Source organism: Paraferrimonas sp. SM1919 (assembly GCF_010993985.1).
Classification (GTDB): Bacteria; Pseudomonadota; Gammaproteobacteria; order Enterobacterales; family Shewanellaceae; genus SM1919.
In genome coordinates, this window is sequence record NZ_WINH01000037.1 from 1 (window position 1) to 17149 (window position 17149).

The following is a 17149-nucleotide window of genomic DNA, read 5'->3' on the forward strand; positions in this document are numbered from 1 at the left end:
TAATAGAGGCTGAAATCTAATTAGTGTTGGAGAAGAAAGAGATCTTTTTATTGACAAGGGGAGTCATACCAACGCCCCATTCAGGGGCTGATAATAGCTTGCTAAAATTGTGAAGCGAAGCGGAACCGAGCAAGCTGTTAGCAGTCCCGTTACTGTAATGGCTTGTTATGAGTCTATTCTCAAAACGTTTAAATCCAATTTAAGTCCTTGCCGAGTCCTTTCGGCAACATAAAAAGCTCTATTCAGTGCTTCAACAACTTCTTTTTCTCTAGGGTCAATTTCACGAGCAGCAAAATGTCCAAAGGTTAATTCAAACAACTTTTGTCTATCGCAGGATTCACCTTTGAAGTACGCAATCAACCAGTTCAATTGGTTTTCAATAGACTCAAATATTTGGGGAAGCATTACATTGCGATTGTTGTTACATACTTCTAAAGCATGCTGACAAATTTCCACTTTTATCTTTTCTTGACTCATTTCCTTGGAGACTCATAACGCCGCCAGCAACTGCCGGAGTGAGGTGGCTGCTTTTTTGCGTTTTTTTGCAAAAAAGAAGACAGCTTACGGAGGTCTGCTTGGCTGGCCTTGTTAGGTGCAGAATGCTGCACATTACTTAAATCTAGGGGCGCAAAATTGACATAGCCCACGATCATCTAGCTCCATTACTGGGAACATATTCTCAAAATTAGCTTTTGGAATATTATTCGGAGTTTCTGGATCTCTACCGTACTGGCCGCAAGCTGCGCACTGCCTTATCCATTTCCTGGTTCTCGGATCACGCAAGAACCATTCTTGAGTTTTAGTTTCCGTTCTCATGACTAACTTGGGCACCTAACAGCTTATTAAGCGGAAGCTCGATAATCTTCCGCGCAAAATTTAACTTACAAATAATATGTCATTTTAAGCTGTTGAAATAAAGTACAAATTTCTCACCAAGATAAGAAAAACTGAAAATCATGCTCGGCAAAAACGAGACCGTGGATGTAGGGTTTCCCTACATCCCTTGGCTACTTTGAAGTTAATCAATAACTTAGTTAAATTTTGGAAGATTATCGAGCCTTCAAACAGCCAATTTTGGCTCTGTTTGTCACCAATTAATCAAGTGAACAGTTATAACTGTATAAATGTTCACCTGTTAGCAATAGTTAATTTGCATTATTCGTCGTGCTTATAACTCATCCCTCGAAGGGCGAAGCCCGCTCTCGTCACTCGGTTCTCGTAACTCACAATGGGGCAAAAGCTTGTTGGAGGTATCGGCGTTGATAACGACCCGTTACTCAAATTTACCCCTTCAGTCTGCGCTGAATTTGATTGAGTTAATAGAGCTCTAGGCATGGATGCCTAGAAAGAACTGTTTGAGGCAGGACGCCGAAAAGTTTGTCTGGAACAAACTTTAACAGCTTTAGCTGGCCCGCAGGGTGGAGGGCAGGATGCCCGGAATAATCCGCCGTCTGCGTAATGACGATAGAAAATTAAGGAGAAGCAGATTGCGGGGGCAGGAGGGGAGTCCACAAAATTGTCTGGAACAATTTTGAACCTCTTTAGCGGGCCCGGCGGGTGGAAGGCAGGATGCCTGGAATATTGGGGAAAACTGGTTTTCCCCTCTGGGTGCTGTCGGCACCCCGACAAGTCCGTGGAGACGCTAGAACAGCCAAGTGTAGTTTATAACGAGGTGGGTATCGGCACCCCGACAAGTCTGCGGATATACTAGAACAGCTAAGCGCAGCTTAAAACAAGCCAGAATTGATTTACAAAAAATAGAAGATATTCACTTTAAACAATTCATTTAACCCGCCATACTAAAAACAAATAAGGAGATTTATTATGATTAACCATAATGTAGAACAGTGTAAGTTCAGTATAGGTAACGGCGCTGATGAGGCGGTGTTGCAATATAAGCTTGAAGACAACAAGGTGAATTTTACCCGTACCTATGTTCCTGAAAGTTTACGAGGGCAGGGTGTGGCAAAGCAATTGGTTGATGCAGGGTTGGCTTGGGCTAAAGCACAACAATTACTGATCAGTGCGGATTGTCATTATGTTCAAAAATTTTTTTAGTTTTAGTACGTTCGTTTATACCTTGGTGTTCGCTTGTAGCTTTTCGGTAAGTTTAACTATAGTGGTGTGCATAATGGAGTTAGTTGAAAATCCAGGGGGCATTTTCTGGCAGGAGGGTGAGTTACAGTGGCATTTTTTATATGACACCGCCATCAGCTGGTTAGTACCCAGTTTTATCTACTCATTACCGTTATCAGCGGTTGCTGGAGCGCTGATCAGTGTAAAATATTCAAGGGATAATGAATCTTTATGAGTAAACTGAAAACCCGCCCAAACCAGCTTAGTGTTGATGGCTATATTGCAAGTATAAGCCCAGAATCTAAACGTCAAGATGCCGCGCAACTGCTGGCGCTTTTTACCAAAGTAACTGGCGCACAGGCGGTGATGTGGGGTAACAGCATGGTAGGTTTTGGCTCCTATCAGTACACCAATACTATGGGGACCAATGAGTGGCTGATGACAGGTTTTTCTGCCCGAAAGCAAAATTTAACCCTATATATTATGCAAGGGTTCGTCCCCTTTGAAGAGTTACTGAGTAACCTTGGCAAGTATAAGCACGCGAAATCTTGTCTTTATATCAATAAATTGGCTGATGTTGATTTAACCGTATTGCAAAGCTTGATTGAAGCAGCGGTTGCAGATATGCAGCAGCGTTATCCATGTAAAATATAAAATCACCCTTATTGGTTATCTGTGCTATGTTGAAGATTCAAGGAACTGATGTACAAAAGGACTTCCTAAACTAAGCCGTAGTTGCCAGTATTGAAGGTTAAGGCTTTTGTTGCTCCCTGAACACTTTTTCAAGATGTTTACAGCAATGAAAGGAATAACCATGAATAAATTACTCCCAATAGTGTGTTTGAGTTTGTTATTAATACTAAGCCCTGCCTATGCTAGTAAGGCTCAGTCAACATGCCAAAAAAACTGGATAGAAAAATCCGATCAACAATTTGCCGCTGATTGCGCCGATATGGCTTTTGATGGCAGTTTAAAAGATCGCCAAAAAGTGGCTTGGATGTTGTTTGCCCGTATTAATCAACTGATTGATGATCGCCAAGGGGTCTCTGGTAGCAATAAAGTGCCACAGTGGATGGCCTGGGCAACGGATGCTGACACCTTCACTGCCAACCCTACCTTTAAATACACCCAAGTAAACCGCGCTGATATGCAGCCTGTGACAGATAAAAAGCTGTTGGCGGGCGGTGTGTCGTTATCCGAGCCCGATGGTGCTAATGAAGAGGTGACTCGTAATTATATTAGTTATGATTACCTTACCCAAACCGCCAAACTTAACACCAAAGAGGGCTTTTTAGCCTATGTTAACGCGGGGAACAAAGTGGATATGCCCATCGGCACCATAGAGCTAAAGGCTTCTTGGTTAAAGGTGCCTGATATGGGCGCACCTAAAGGGGCAATCACCTTTAACTTTGCATCTGGAGAGTATTGGTTCCGTGGCATTCATATTATGGTGAAAATGCGGAAACTGACCGATGTGAATAACTTATTTTACAGCGAAGATCCTAGCTGGTTCTGGACCACCTTTGAATTTACCAATAACCCAGGGGTGAGCCATGTCCGTGATGAGTTTATTACCCAAAACGCACCGTTAACTGAGCGAGATATTAATAAAATACTCAAACAAGCTGGGGTAGCGAATGTCGGATTTGAAGCTTATACCCCGAATGGTACCCAAATTCGTTTTACCGAAGATGCCGATGGTAAAACCCCGGTTATTCTAGGTCACACCGATATGGAAGACTTTGCCGGTAGCCCCAATACTGCCCAGCCGAGCTATTGGACGAGTTTCAACTCTTCCTGTCACAGTTGCCATGCGACCGCTGCTATTAACCCTAAAACGGGCGAGTTTTTCCCATTTAGCGTGCCTAAGGGCAAGCTTACCCCACAATACTACGGCACCACTACCGGTGATAGTCCGAAAAATTTATATTTGGGTGATGGTTTTGTGCCGCTCGATTTTATGTGGCCCATTCCTTTCCAAGCAAAAGCACAAACTAAAGGGAAGTAGTCCAAACCCTGAAAAATTGCCACTGCACAGTGTGTGGTGGCAATACTTAATATTCAATGTTTTAAAATCATTCGCTAAATTCAAAAAAACTTCTTACAATCATTTTATTGTTTATATTTTTGGGTGTGGACTTTGGACTTCGCATTTTACCTTAAATTCTTTTTCGCCTTAGTAGCCATCATCAATCCCGTTGGGCTATTACCTGTGTTCGTTGGTCTGACAAGTGATCAAACGTCAGAGCAGCGTAATCACACTGGTGATGTCGCTAATTTTGCGGTGATCATCATTTTGATCATTTCTTTGATTGCTGGCCAAGCTATCTTAGAAGTGTTTAATGTTTCGATCCCCGCTTTCAGAATTGCAGGGGGGATTTTGATCGCCATCATTGCCTTGTCGATGTTGCAAGGTAAATTAGGTGAGGTTAAAAGTAACAAAGAAGAAGATAGAGAATTCGCTGCTAAAGACTCTGTGGCGGTGGTGCCTTTAGCCTTGCCTTTGATGGCTGGTCCTGGGGCAATAAGTTCTGTAGTAGTTTATGCGGCGCAATATGATAGTTGGCAAGATACTTTAGGTATGTCGTTGGCGATTATTGCTTTTGGTCTTTGCAGTTGGATGATTTTTCGTTTGGCCCCAATTATCTATAAAGTATTAGGTAAAACCGGGATTAATGTGATCACTAGGATTATGGGCCTAATTATGTTGGCTATTGCCATTGAAGTGATGGCGGCAGGTTTAAAAGGGCTATTTCCACAAATCTTGAGCTAACAAGGAGTGTTTATGAGTAAGTCGATACAGCAATGGTTTGATGAATATGGCGTTTCACATCAAAACCCTACCAATAAGGTTATTCATTTTTGGTGTGTGCCGATTATTACGGTGACATTATTAGCTATGATCTGGGTTTTAAGCCCTTGGTTGACCATGGCATTTATTGCCATCATTAGTGTCTTCTATGCAAGATTGTCGTTAACCTTGATGACCGCGATGTTGTTATTATTGTTACCTACAATTTATATATTTAATATGCTTCATGCAGAAACATTACTTTATGGCTCTATCGTGGTGTTTATTTTAGCTTGGATTGGCCAGTTTATTGGACACAACATAGAAGGCAAAAAACCGTCTTTCTTTGAGGATTTACAGTTTTTGTTGATTGGTCCCTTGTGGATCCTTGGCCATCTTTTCAGAAAATTTAAAATAGATTACTAAATCGAGACTTCACTGATAAAAAAGCGCCTGTAAACGGGTATCCAACGCATTGGTGCTCAGTTTTTATGGCGCTTTTTTATTATGTGTTGTTAATGCAGTTAATATTCTACCCATATAACTTTTTATACATTTTTTGTGCGCTAATATCAGTCATCGAAGCAATATAATCACAAATAATCCTATGTGGATTATTATTGTTTTGCTGATGCATTTGCCAATGTTCCGCCAGTTCAGTGGGCAGCAGTCTTTCGGGATCGGTTGCGAAGGCTTCAAACAGTTTGCGAATGATCCTTTGCCCTTTGAATTCCATTTGTTGAACCGAACTCGATTGAATGACACGTTTGAAAATAAATTTTTTCAGTAAATTTAGGAGACATTGGTGTTCGTTATCTAAACAAGCAAAATATTTCAGTAACGGAGATTCGAACTCTTGTTGTCTTTGTTTAAGGGAGATATTAGTGATAAAACTGTTTACGAGCATACCAATAGCATCTTTTCTGATATAAGGTTTATGACTAAATAGTGTCTGGGTAAGTGATTGAACCATGGTATTAAGTTGCTTGTTGCCCAATTCGATTATGGGGGTGATCACTTCTTCATGGAAATCTTCACTGGTAACCATCTGAGTTACAATGGCATCTTCTAAGTCATGAACGCCATAAGCAATATCATCACTCAGTTCCATAATGGAACAATCTAAAGAACAAAAACGTGTTTTTAGATGAGGGTAGCTGCGAGTCGGACTTTGCTGGTAAGTCATAAATAGACTTTTATCGGCTTCAGATAAAGGGGCTAATACCCAATTAAACAATTCTAAATCATCATCATAAATGGCTTTAACCGCGACTGAATTTGGCAAAGAAGTGTCTTGTTTTAGGATACTTTGGCGATTAGGGTATTTAATCAGCCCGAGTAGGGTTCTTCTGCTTAAATCCATGCCATTATGTTGGGTGTAAGGTTCAAGTTTGGTTAAAATTCTAAAGGTTTGGCCATTTCCCTCAAAGCCACCATGTTGCAACATCATTTGATCTAAAGCCTGTTCACCACCGTGGCCGAAAGGTGGGTGGCCAATATCATGGGCTAAACAAATGGCTTCGATTAACTCGATACTTGGTAAAACGGCGGCTTTTGCAGAAGCACTGTTTATTAATTGATGCACAATACCAGTACCAATTTGTGCAGCCTCGATGGAGTGGGTTAAACGTGTACGATAAAAATCGTCAATGCCGGTTCCAATCACTTGGGTTTTAGCTTGTAACCGCCGAAAAGCCGCACTGTGTAAAATTCGAGCTTTATCCCGCTGAAATGGATTCCTATGATCATTAGGCCTAGGGCATTGTCGGTCACTTGCTCTTTGTTGCCATAAGGGATCTAGGGTCATAGTTTATCCTTCATTGAGTTCGTCAAGGGTCAGTGAAAAGCTGTTTAAGTATGTTTCTCTAAAGTATTGCACACAGCTCAGAGGGTTCTGATCTAATGCTTTTTGTAAATTATTTTTCGCGGTAATGAATTCATGGTTGCCAAATTGGATTTCTTCTAAGCACTTAATATAGGCACAAATCGTATCCGCACTTTTTAATAACAACTTTTCATCATCCCCCCAGAGGCTTGAATTAATGAGCTTTTCATAATGTGGCTGTAACTCAATTGGTGCCATAGAGATTAACCTTTGCTCAGCAATGGCTTCAATTTTTTTATATTCAGCCGTGATTTCAGCATTGAAGTACTTCACTGGGGTGGGTAAGTCACCGGTAATGATTTCTGAGGCATCATGAAAGAGGGCTAAAGTAGCCATTTTATAGGGATCATAATTGCCTTGATAATGCTCATTAGCGATTAACGCTAAGCCGTGGGCGACCATTGCTACTTGTAATGAGTGTTCCTGAATATTCTCACTGTGAACATTGTGCATTAATGGCCAACGATTAATTAATTTCATCCTAGCGAGTTGGGCAAAAAGGTGGCTCATAAAACTCCTTTATTGTCGGTAATTATTGAGAAAATGTTCAAATTTCCCCAGTGCTTTGGTGATGTCTTCGACATGGGGCAAGAAAACCAATCGAACATGATCTGGTTGCGGCCAATTAAACCCACGTCCATGTACTATTAAGATTTTTTCTTGACGTAATAAATCCAACACTAATTTTTCATCATCAATTAGGTTGAACTTTTTCACATCCAATTTAGGGAACGCATACATCGCACCTTTGGGGGTGGTGCAGGAAACCCCATCAATACTGTTTAATGCATCAACCATAACGTCTCTTTGTCGAGTCAAACGCCCCTCAGGTAAAATAAGTTCATTGATACTTTGATAACCACCTAGGGCAGTCTGGACAGCGTGTTGGCAAGGTACATTGGCACAAAGCCGCATGGAAGCGAGCATATCCAAACCACTGATGTAATCTTTGGCAATATTAAGATTACCACTAAGCATCATCCAGCCGACACGAAAACCTGCAACTCGATAAGCTTTTGATAAACCATTAAAAGTTACCGTTAAGATATCGTCGCTAAGACTGGCACTGGGAATATGTTTGGCCTGGTCATATAAAATTTTGTCGTAAATTTCATCACTAAATAGAATTAGATTATGCTGTCGACACAGCTCGATAACCTCAAGAATAAGGGCCTCAGGATACACTGCTCCGGTCGGATTGTTAGGATTGATGAGTAGAATGCCGCGAGTTCTGGGAGTGATCTTAGTTTTTATATCTTTAATATCAGGCAACCAATCGTTTTGTTCATCACAGATATAATGCACCGCTTTACCACCGGATAAATGGGTAGCGGCAGTCCATAGCGGATAGTCGGGGGCTGGTATCAACATTTCATCGCCGTTGTTAAGCAACCCCTGCATGGCCATGACAATTAATTCTGAGACACCATTACCGATGAAAATATTGTCAATATCGATATTGAGCATACCTTGAGCCTGATAATGCTGGGCAATGGCTTTACGGGCAGAAAATAAACCTTTGGAATCGTTATATCCTTGGGAATGGGGCAGGTTGGCAATGACATCTCTCACAATTTCTTCTGGCGCATCAAAGCCAAACGGCGCCGGGTTGCCAATGTTGAGTTTTAATATGTTATTGCCTTCATCTTCAAGGCGTTTAGCTTCCTTGGCTACCGGGCCACGAATTTCATAACAAACCGAGTCTAATTTGGTTGACTTAAATATTGGATTCATAACCTTAATTGCAGTCTTGGTAGGAACTTTAGTTCAAGATAGCTAATATTTTAGCTGCTGCATAGCTGCTGACCATTAAACTTCTAAAAAACTCAAGTGCTTAGTCGGCTGCCTAAGCTTTAATCAGCTGACCCAAAAGCGTGATCTGTTGGCCTATTAAAGTTACCCCTTATTGCTATTAACAGGTATAATCAGATGGTTATCCTGATCAGAAAATCATAAATATGTTTACTTTTTTTGCTGCAACTGCCCGTGGTTTTGAACATCCACTTTCACAAGAACTGGCCGAAATTGGTGCCAGTGAAATCAAAGAAAATCAAGGTGGGGTCTATTTCAAGGCCGATCTCGAGATCGCCTACAAGGTACAAATGTGGTCGCGTTTAGCCTCACGCTTATTGCTGGTACTTTACCAAGGCAAAGCAGAAGACATCGAAGCCTTTTATCAAGCCTGTTACTGGGTAGATTGGCCAAGTTTATTCAGTGAAAAAAGCTCTTTTGTGGTTGAATTTAATGGTTCTAATAACTTCATTAATAACACCCAGTTTGGTGCCTTAAAACTAAAAGATGCCATCGTTGATCGATTTCGTGATGATGGCTATAAAAGACCTGATGTTAGTCGTGATAATGCTGATATTCGTTTGTGGGCACGAGTACGCAAGGATAATGTGTCTATAGGAATTAACTTCTCAGGTGGTCCAATGCACCAAAGGGGATACCGTAGCGGAACCGGGGAAGCCCCACTGAAAGAAACGCTTGCCTGTGCCATGCTTGCCAGAAGTGGATGGGCAAAACAAAAATCAGATATCATCGACCCATTTTGTGGTTCGGGCACCATTTTGATTGAAGCGGCAATGTGGGCCGCTGATGTCGCTCCTGGTTTAGGTCGTGAGCATGTCGGCTTTGAACATTGGCGTGGCCACAATGCCCAATTATGGCAACAAACCATTGATCAGGCTATTGAGCGAGCAGAAGCCGGTGTTGCCAGTTGTCAGTATCGTTTCTATGGCTCTGACGTTAACGAGCGTGTTATTGAAGCCGCTAAAAGTAACGCCGAAAATGCAGGCGTACAGGACCTTATTGAATTTAAAGTCCAAGATGCCTTAGCGTTTGAAGTCACCTCTGAGCAGCCTGGTATGCTGCTGTCAAACCCACCATTTGGTGAGCGCTTGGGGTCTTTTAATTCCCTGTTACAACTGTATTTTCAATTTGGTCAGCGTTGTAAACAACAGCTTGGTGGCTGGCGTATGTCGCTGCTTTCTAGTGAAGCAGAGTTGTTGTCGGCAATGAAGCTGAAATACGATAAAACCATTAGCCTGTTTAATGGTCCGTTAGAGTGTTCATTCAATAATTACCGTATTCATGCGCAAACAGACACTCAAGCTGTGGTCAATCTAGAACAGGTGGCTCCAGCATTTGTTAATCGAATTAAAAAAAATCGAAAGCAAATAGAAAAGTGGGCTAAAAAGCTACCTACCGATTGTTACCGTATATATGATGCCGACATACCTGAATATAACGTGGCGGTAGATTATTATCAGGGCTATCTGGTGGTACAGGAATACGCCGCACCCGCTAAAATTCCAGAACACACCGCCAGAAAACGCTTCAATGAAGTGATTTTAGCTTTGCCTTTTGCCACCGGTATCGATGCTAATAAGATTTTTGCAAAAGTCCGGAAAAAGCAAAAAGGTGCTGAACAATATGAGCGCCATGAGCAAGAATCAGTGATTTTAAATGTCACAGAATTTGGGGCAAAATTTAAAGTCAATTTGACCGAATATCTAGATACTGGACTATTTTTAGATCACCGCTTAACGCGCCACATGCTTGGCCAAAAAGCCAAGGGTAAAAAAGCCTTAAATCTTTTTGCCTATACGGGCAGTGCTTCGGTTCATATGGCATTAGGTGGGGCAACATCAGTGACTACCGTTGATATGTCACGCACCTATTTAAATTGGGCCGAAGATAACTTCAATCTGAATAATATCGCTAATAAAGCACACAAATTTGTGCAGGCCGATGTGTTAGCTTGGATCAAAAACAATCAGGAAAAATTCGATTTAATCTTTATTGATCCACCTACCTTTTCTAATTCAAAGCGCATGGATGGTGTGTTTGATGTTCAAGAGGATCATGTTAACTTACTGACTCAGCTTGCAAACGCGCTGAATCCCGGTGGTGAAATCGTGTTTTCTAATAATAAACGTAAGTTTAAAATGGATATTGAAACATTAAATAAGGCGGGTATTGTGGTTGAGGCATTAAGTGATAAGACTTTACCGCTGGATTATAAACGTAACCCTCACATACATAACTGCTGGTCTTTACGCAATGAGTGATTGGGTTTTGTATCACACGGATGGTTGTCACCTGTGCGAAATTGCCCAATCACACCTATCCAAGGTAAATGTGCAATATCGTTTAAAAGACATCTGTGATGAGCAAGCGCTGGTAGATAAGTATGGGATTTGTATTCCGGTATTTGCTAACCAAGCCGGGGATAAAGAATTATTTTGGCCCTTTGATTTACAACAATTACAACAATTTCTGGAGCAGTAACCTTGAGCTTGTGTCGAATTAATAATGGCTCTTTGGCGTTTGGCCATACCCCACTTCTAAAAAATGTAGACTTTAGTATCGAAGCTAAAGAAAGGGTGTGTATTGTTGGTCGTAATGGTGCAGGAAAATCAAGTTTAATGAAGGTGATTGATGGCCAAATTCAACTTGATGATGGCGTATTAAACATTGATTCTGGTATTACAGTCAGCCGCTTACAGCAAGACCCGCCTCAATCAGAACAGTCTAGTGTTTATCAATATATTGCTGCAGGTCTTGAAAATATCGGTCAGCTTTTATCCGATTATCAAAGCTTAAGCCTTAGTATCGGTACCAATTCTAGTGAGCAGCAGCTGAATAAGTTGACCCGATTACAAGAGCAAATTGAAACCTTAGATGGTTGGTCGATAGACTCCCGCATTCAAGCCATCTGTAAGCGCTTAAAGTTGGACCCAGATGCGCTGCTCACTGAATTGAGTGGTGGTTGGCTGAGAAAGGTGGCTTTAGCCAAAGCCTTGGTAAGCGAACCAGATGTGCTGCTACTTGATGAGCCGACCAACCACCTAGACATTGATACCATCGAGTGGCTAGAGCAGTTTTTACAAAACTTTGCCGGTGCCATTATTTTTATCAGTCACGACCGTGGTTTTATTGAGCGTATCGCTAATCGAATTGTTGATCTTGACCGTGGCGTAATGACCAATTGGCCGGGTAATTATCAGAGTTACCTCGAAGGTAAAGCTGAATGGTTAAGGGTTGAAGAAGAGCAAAATGCCCTATTTGATAAACGCTTAGCCGAAGAAGAAGTCTGGATCCGTCAGGGGATTAAAGCTCGCCGTACCCGTAATGAAGGTCGAGTACGTGCCTTAAAAGCATTACGCCAAGAGCGCAAAGAGCGCGTTAATCGCCAAGGCCAAGCCAAAATGGCGGTAAATGAAAGCTCGCGTTCGGGTAAATTAGTATTTGATGTGACGGATCTTAATTTTGATTTTGAAGGTCAAATAATCGTTAATCACTTTTCTACAAGTGTAATGCGTGGCGAGCGTATTGCCCTTATTGGCCCTAACGGCTGTGGTAAGTCAACTCTAATTAAGTTGTTACTTGAACAGTTACAGCCAAGTTCAGGCAAGATTAAAACCGGCACCAATATTGAAGTGGCTTATTTTGATCAGTACCGTGAAACCCTAGATCCAGAAAAAACAGTGCAAGATAACGTCGGCGAAGGCAAGCAGCAAATTACCATCAATGGTAAAGACCGCCATATTTTAAGTTATTTGCAGGATTTCTTATTTTCACCTGAACGTGCCCGTACCCCGGTTAAGGCATTATCTGGTGGAGAAAAGAACAGATTATTACTGGCAAGGTTATTTTTACGCCCAGCAAACCTAATTATTTTAGATGAGCCTACTAATGATCTTGACATTGAAACCCTAGAACTGCTTGAATCGTTACTCGCAGAATTTCCGGGTACATTATTATTGGTGAGTCACGATAGGGCATTTATTGATAATACGGTAACGAGTAGCTGGTGGTATGCGGGTGATGGTAATTGGCATGAATATGTTGGTGGCTATCAAGATGCGGTTTCACAGGGCGCTAAATTTTATAAGACGGAACTAAATGAGACTAAGCAGGTCGAAACCTCGTCTCCAGTGAAAACCGAACAGGCCAAGCCAAAGGCAAAAAAACTGTCTTACAAATTGCAGCGTGAATTAGAAGCACTGCCAGAACAAATGGAACAGTTAGAAGAGCAAATAGAGTCTCTTCAAGCTTTGATTGGAGAAGCTGATTTTTTTGAACATGATCAGCAGTATGTAAATGATACATTAGCCAAATTGAGTGACAGCGAGGCTCAGCTAGAGACCTTGTTTACTCGTTGGGAAGAATTAGAAGAGCTGCAACAAGCCGCTAATAATTAGGATTTAATAATGACAGTAAAGAAGTTTGGTCGTTTGTCAGCCATTGCTTTTGGCATCGCATCAACCTGGGGACAAGTTCAGGCTGCACCCGTTTATGAAATTGTGTCTATCAAGGACTATGACTTACCGACCCTTAATGGCACTCGCAACAATTATGCCATGGATGTGAACGCTAATGGTGAAGTCGTTGGCGTTGCCAAAGGTCGTAATCTTGTTGTTTCCAGTTCTGAAGCGGGTATAAACAATCCTGCCAATGGAATTGATGCTAAAGAAACAGTGGCAAATACCGTTGATAAGCCATTTATCGGTAATAACTTTACTTTTAATGCCACTGAGAATACTAACTGGGAAATAACCTTTGAGCCGATCCTAGACGCAACCCACCCCGAGCAAACAGAAAACAAAAATACCACTGATACCGTTTTTTTTGGCATCAATGATAATGGCTTTAAAGTTGGCACCACCAGTGCAGTGATGAAAACCCTGGATAAACCAGACTCAAATGATGATTCAAAATGGTATTACCGTGATTATGAAACTCGTGGGTTTTCTAAGCGTAACAGTGATATAAGAGAATTAACTCCTCCTTTTACTGAGTATAATGGTGCGGTTGTTGGTGGCTATTCTATTGCTGCTGACATTAATGAGAATAACCTTATTGTGGGGTCCGCATCGATTGATTTAACCACAGGTTCAAAAGCTGAGATCGATGCTTGTATTAATGGTAATAGTGAAACTGCGCCTACGGATATTTGTATTCAGTCTAAGCAATTGCCAGATCTAAGCGGTCAAGTTAAGGTTAATTATCAAAATCGTGCTTACCAATGGCAGTTAACCTCTAGTGGCGTGGTAGCTAAGCAGTTACCTTACCCGTTTCAAATTGCAGAGGGGGATACCTTTAACTATACCTCGCAAGCTTTAGGGGTTAATGATTATGGTGAGACTGTTGGACGTTCCTATGTTCGTCGAGCCAACAATAATTTATATCTCGATGCGGTGTATTGGGACCGGGCGGGTGATGTACAAACCATTCCATTTTCAGATGACAAACGCCAATCTATCGCCAACGCCATTAATAACAATGGTATTTTAGTCGGTAATTATCAAAGTTATATTTCAGGTTATTTAAGAAATAAATTTTTCTATTTTAATATTAATAACCCAACAGAAGGCACTGTTGAGCCTTTAGATTTCTTTGCTTCACGTTCAGATTTATCGAGTAATCCACGTAGCATTAATAATAATAATGTCGTGGTGGGTAATATTGATATCGATCAGGAGAAGCAAAAAGATAGACGTAAGAATGCTTTTTACTATGAAATAGATAATAAAAAGTTTCACAACTTAAATGATCTTTTGACCTGTGAGTCCAAAGGTTTTGAAAAAGACAACCAGGGGAACTGGGTACGTCATCAGGTAAAAGTTGAAGACTCAAATGGTACCTTACTAAGTTATAACACTGAAATTGTGGTCGTAGAGGCGGTGAAAATCCAGGACGATGGCACCATTACCGGTACCGCTTTGATTACCAAACCTAAAGTACAACTAGATGCCAATGGTTTCCCAGTCGTCGATGCCAGTGGAAATCCAACATTTGAGCTAAATGGCCGTGGTCAGCCGACTACCCAGCAGATCGCTCGTCAGGTTGTGCTTCGTCCAACTGGTGATCAAGCTTGTAGCATTCAAGACGCAAATACCGAGTACCCAACTTTTAAGCGTAAAGGGGCAAATGCTTGGTGGATGATAGCGTTATTGCCTTTAGTCTTTTTTAGAAGGCGTAAATAACAAAACAATAATCAAAGCCTGCCTTTTGGCAGGCTTTTTCATATATGGAATTATCGTGTCTTGCCCCTAAGCCATAAATTGGGTAAAAATGAATATGCACAGTTAATTAAAGGGATTAATGATGAAATATATAAGTGTTGTTTTTATGCTCATGACTTTGTCTTTCTCAGCCTTGGCTGATGAGTTTAAGGGGCGTTTACAAAGCGTAGAAAAAAACGTAATCGTATTAACTGATGGTAGACGTGGTGCGGATAATTTTGTCGAGCGTCGATTTGCTGTGGGGCCTAATACCAAAGTGTTTTTTAGAGAAGATGGTAAAAACTGGCAACGCGTAGGCTTTGATAAACTTAAATACAATGCCCGTATGTCTGTTCAGCCGTTTGCTGATAACCCTGAAATTGCTGATAAAATTCATATTATTAACTATTAGTCATTTATAATTGGGTATAATTAATCATATTACTATGACTCATTTTAGGAGCAACCATGGCTAACATTGATTTTAGTGCCCTGGAAAAACAATCGAGCGAATCATTCCACGCTCAAAAACGATTAATCAAGCAATTGGGGCGGGGCAAGACCGTCCTTTGTCCAGAATGTTCTGGCCCACTGAGTTTGCGAGTACCCGGTGAAAAGACCATTAGCAACTATGGGGTGAAATGCCAGAAGGGCTGTACCGATATCGAATTAGAATTCGAAGATGAATAGAAAACTTTAGTTTAAAACAGCCGCAATCGCGGCTGTTTTTGTTTATATGGTTGATGCTATTTTCAAAATTTGAGATTTTTTTAGCGTTTCTTGTATATCCACGGACTTGTCGGGGTGCCGACAGCACCCAGAAGGGAAAACCAGTTTTCCCCAATATTCCAGGCATCCTGCCTTCCACCCGCCGGGCCCGCTAAAGAGGTTCAAAATTGTTCCAGACAATTTTGTGGACTCCCCTCCTGCCCCCGCAATCTGCTTAATCTGAATTTTCAATCACCATTACCCAGACGGCGGATTATTCCGGACATCCTGTCCTCCACCCTTCGGGCCAGCTAAAGCTGTTAAAGTTTGTTCCTGACAAACTTTTCGCCGTCCATGGCTCAAACCGGCCTTATTGGGCATCCTGCCCAATCCTACTAATGCCTCAATCAAATTCAGCGCAGACTGAAGGGGTGATCTGAGTAACAGTTTGTTATCAAAGCCGATACCTCTAACAAAACTTTGCCCAAAAGAGGTTCGCTTAGCTCTCTACCGAGAGCGGGATTCGCTAATCGGATAGCTGTTGGCTGCTATGTCCGGAATGGTTTTGAGTTTTTATGCAAAATGAGAATAAATTGTACTTTATTTCAATAATTTAAAGTGACATAGTAATTGTAAGTTAAATTTTGTGCGGAAGATTATCGAGCTTCCGCTTAATAAGCTGTTAGGTGGCATCATGGCGAAATATTACACATTAGCAAAAGGATCGAATGGTACTCAGCCATCGGGAGCCCCTATTTGGTCTCATGAAATTTCAATATGCTTTGAGAGCGTTTCGAGACCGATAGCATTTGCGGAAGATCTTGGTCACGGCGGTAGTGGTTCAACATTTACGGTAGAAGAAGCATTAAGTGATTTATGGAGAGAGCATTTTATAATTTCTGAAGGTGAATGGCTTATTCCAATAATTACGAAGATTCACGAAGGCAAGGTCGTGGATAAAAAAGCTATCATAGACAATTACAAGGCTAAAAATGGCACCGAACCTTATAGTTTCGAAGCAGCAGGCACCTAACAAGGCCAAGCAACATCGTTCGCTTCGCTCTCTGGACAGCCTTGCGCTTGCGCCTTTTGTGCATGGCTTCGCCATTGTTGCACAAAACACACAATCACAAGTCTGCCGTTGTTGGCGGCGTTAGGTAACTCAAAAGGAATTGTCGTGAAATTCTTCTTAAGTGGTGAAATTGATGGAACAAAGCCGCAAGACCAAATCGATAAAAAGTTTCAAGTTGCTAGCGACTACGTTACAGAAAAGTTAACTCCAATTCTTGAGGTAGAAAGCTACGGAAATGAGGTGGCGGAGCTAAACATTATTCCAATAATCGTAAAGCTATCCGATGAAATGGAGGCCGCTGGTTGGCATAAAGAACGGAAACTTTTTAAAAGAAAATCACACTCTACTGACTTCCGTTTGCGCATTGATTATGATGAATTTTGCAACGGCAGTGACGAACAAAGGATCAAACTACTAATCGGTAATATTATCGAATCTGTGCGTATACTTAGTCAACGCGCTAACAAGAGTTTTGACGGTCAGCGGCTAGAGTCTGACATCCTAAATTGTTTTGGCGTATCCGTTACCTAACAAATAAGGATAGGCCGCGCGCAGCCGCGACCTTATCCCGATTGTTGAACAAGCCCGAAGCTAGATGAGTCTGC

18 protein-coding genes are annotated in these 17149 nt (G+C 41.5%); 14 read left to right on the forward strand and 4 right to left on the reverse strand.

Annotation, left to right across the window (positions count from 1 at the left end):
- Positions 1-165 precede the first annotated feature (165 nt).
- Positions 166-477 (reverse strand): immunity protein Tsi6 family protein, encoded by a 312-nt coding sequence (locus GFB48_RS16630; protein ID WP_163938442.1) that lies wholly within the window; start codon positions 475-477, stop codon positions 166-168.
- Positions 478-1824: 1347 nt separating this feature from the next.
- On the opposite strand from GFB48_RS16630, the gene GFB48_RS16635 reads away from it, so the two are divergent.
- The 6 genes from GFB48_RS16635 (at position 1825) to GFB48_RS16660 (ending at position 5293) form a co-directional block, all read left to right on the forward strand.
- Positions 1825-2058 (forward strand): GNAT family N-acetyltransferase, encoded by a 234-nt coding sequence (locus GFB48_RS16635; protein ID WP_163938444.1) that lies wholly within the window; start codon positions 1825-1827, stop codon positions 2056-2058.
- Between the two features lie 73 nt (positions 2059-2131).
- Entirely contained in the window at positions 2132-2311 is a 180-nt protein-coding gene (locus GFB48_RS16640) for a hypothetical protein (protein WP_163938447.1), read from the forward strand.
- Positions 2308-2730 (forward strand): DUF1801 domain-containing protein, encoded by a 423-nt coding sequence (locus tag GFB48_RS16645; protein WP_163938450.1) that lies wholly within the window; start codon positions 2308-2310, stop codon positions 2728-2730. The genes GFB48_RS16640 and GFB48_RS16645 overlap by 4 nt, the downstream gene beginning before the upstream one ends.
- Before the next feature lie 160 nt (positions 2731-2890).
- The gene (locus GFB48_RS16650) at positions 2891-4084 is read left to right on the forward strand and encodes a hypothetical protein (protein ID WP_163938452.1); all 1194 of its coding nucleotides are present in this window, start codon (positions 2891-2893) and stop codon (positions 4082-4084) included.
- Positions 4085-4216: 132 nt separating this feature from the next.
- Positions 4217-4849: a YchE family NAAT transporter gene (locus GFB48_RS16655; RefSeq protein WP_163938455.1), complete on the forward strand. Its 633-nt coding sequence runs from the start codon at positions 4217-4219 to the stop codon at positions 4847-4849.
- A gap of 12 nt (positions 4850-4861) precedes the next feature.
- Positions 4862-5293: a DUF962 domain-containing protein gene (locus tag GFB48_RS16660; protein ID WP_163938457.1), complete on the forward strand. Its 432-nt coding sequence runs from the start codon at positions 4862-4864 to the stop codon at positions 5291-5293.
- Between the two features lie 106 nt (positions 5294-5399).
- Here GFB48_RS16660 and GFB48_RS16665 read toward each other — a convergent pair whose 3' ends face one another.
- Genes GFB48_RS16665 through GFB48_RS16675 form a run of 3 tightly spaced genes read right to left on the reverse strand, consistent with a single transcriptional unit; the run spans position 5400 to position 8486 of the window.
- On the reverse strand, positions 5400-6674 hold the full coding sequence (locus tag GFB48_RS16665; RefSeq protein WP_163938459.1) for an anti-phage deoxyguanosine triphosphatase: 1275 nt from the start codon (positions 6672-6674) through the stop codon (positions 5400-5402).
- Between the two features lie 3 nt (positions 6675-6677).
- Positions 6678-7262, reverse strand: a complete 585-nt coding sequence (gene yfbR, locus GFB48_RS16670) for a 5'-deoxynucleotidase (RefSeq protein ID WP_163938462.1) — start codon at positions 7260-7262, stop codon at positions 6678-6680.
- Positions 7263-7271: 9 nt separating this feature from the next.
- Positions 7272-8486, reverse strand: coding sequence for a pyridoxal phosphate-dependent aminotransferase (locus GFB48_RS16675; protein WP_163938465.1), 1215 nt, complete (start codon positions 8484-8486; stop codon positions 7272-7274).
- 224 nt (positions 8487-8710) lie between these two features.
- Here GFB48_RS16675 and rlmKL point away from each other — a divergent pair, with 224 nt between their 5' ends.
- The 8 genes from rlmKL to GFB48_RS16715 all read left to right on the forward strand — a co-directional run bounded on the left by rlmKL (position 8711) and on the right by GFB48_RS16715 (position 17075).
- Complete coding sequence (rlmKL, locus tag GFB48_RS16680) at positions 8711-10825, forward strand: bifunctional 23S rRNA (guanine(2069)-N(7))-methyltransferase RlmK/23S rRNA (guanine(2445)-N(2))-methyltransferase RlmL (protein ID WP_163938468.1); 2115 nt, start codon at positions 8711-8713, stop codon at positions 10823-10825.
- On the forward strand, positions 10818-11045 hold the full coding sequence (locus GFB48_RS16685) for a glutaredoxin family protein (protein WP_163938471.1): 228 nt from the start codon (positions 10818-10820) through the stop codon (positions 11043-11045). The genes rlmKL and GFB48_RS16685 overlap by 8 nt, the downstream gene beginning before the upstream one ends.
- A 2-nt stretch (positions 11046-11047) precedes the next feature.
- On the forward strand, positions 11048-12961 hold the full coding sequence (locus GFB48_RS16690) for an ABC transporter ATP-binding protein (RefSeq protein ID WP_163938474.1): 1914 nt from the start codon (positions 11048-11050) through the stop codon (positions 12959-12961).
- Positions 12962-12970: 9 nt separating this feature from the next.
- Positions 12971-14746, forward strand: coding sequence for a DUF3466 family protein (locus GFB48_RS16695; protein WP_163938477.1), 1776 nt, complete (start codon positions 12971-12973; stop codon positions 14744-14746).
- A 118-nt stretch (positions 14747-14864) separates the two neighbouring features.
- Positions 14865-15176 (forward strand): hypothetical protein, encoded by a 312-nt coding sequence (locus tag GFB48_RS16700; RefSeq protein WP_163938480.1) that lies wholly within the window; start codon positions 14865-14867, stop codon positions 15174-15176.
- 56 nt (positions 15177-15232) lie between these two features.
- The gene (locus tag GFB48_RS16705) at positions 15233-15454 is read left to right on the forward strand and encodes a hypothetical protein (RefSeq protein WP_163938482.1); all 222 of its coding nucleotides are present in this window, start codon (positions 15233-15235) and stop codon (positions 15452-15454) included.
- 712 nt (positions 15455-16166) lie between these two features.
- Positions 16167-16505 (forward strand): hypothetical protein, encoded by a 339-nt coding sequence (locus GFB48_RS16710; RefSeq protein WP_163938486.1) that lies wholly within the window; start codon positions 16167-16169, stop codon positions 16503-16505.
- Positions 16506-16649: 144 nt separating this feature from the next.
- Positions 16650-17075, forward strand: coding sequence for an Imm44 family immunity protein (locus GFB48_RS16715; RefSeq protein ID WP_205597755.1), 426 nt, complete (start codon positions 16650-16652; stop codon positions 17073-17075).
- Positions 17076-17149: the final 74 nt, after the last annotated feature.